Source organism: Brevibacterium sp. SIMBA_078, assembly GCF_046534565.1.
Taxonomy (GTDB): Bacteria; Actinomycetota; Actinomycetes; order Actinomycetales; family Brevibacteriaceae; genus Brevibacterium.
Genome location: NZ_JAWRYQ010000339.1, coordinates 1 through 260 on the forward strand (window position 1 = coordinate 1; position 260 = coordinate 260).

The window sequence follows — 260 nt, forward strand, 5'->3', positions numbered from 1 at the left end:
GGGCTACACCCACCTGCTATGGGGAAATTTTTAGTCCAAACGAACATAATAGTTCACACCATCTTTTTCTTCAATCTTTACTGCCCCAACATTCTCTAAAAAGTCTAAATACCCAATTGTTTTCGACAAAGTGAGTCCTAATTGTTCTTTAAATACTTGTGCATATACAGTCATAGTTAATTCAAACACGTTCTTCGGTGTAGATAATAGCTCCAACACTTCCATTGCACGGTGTTTATCTTTTTCAATACGAGTTGCGA

At 36.9% G+C, this 260-nt stretch carries 1 protein-coding gene; it reads right to left on the reverse strand.

What is annotated here, in order from left to right; genetic code table 11:
- Window positions 1–30 precede the first annotated feature (30 nt).
- The coding region (locus SB749_RS19945; RefSeq protein ID WP_410711835.1) for a hypothetical protein at window positions 31–260 on the reverse strand (230 nt) is incomplete at its 5' end.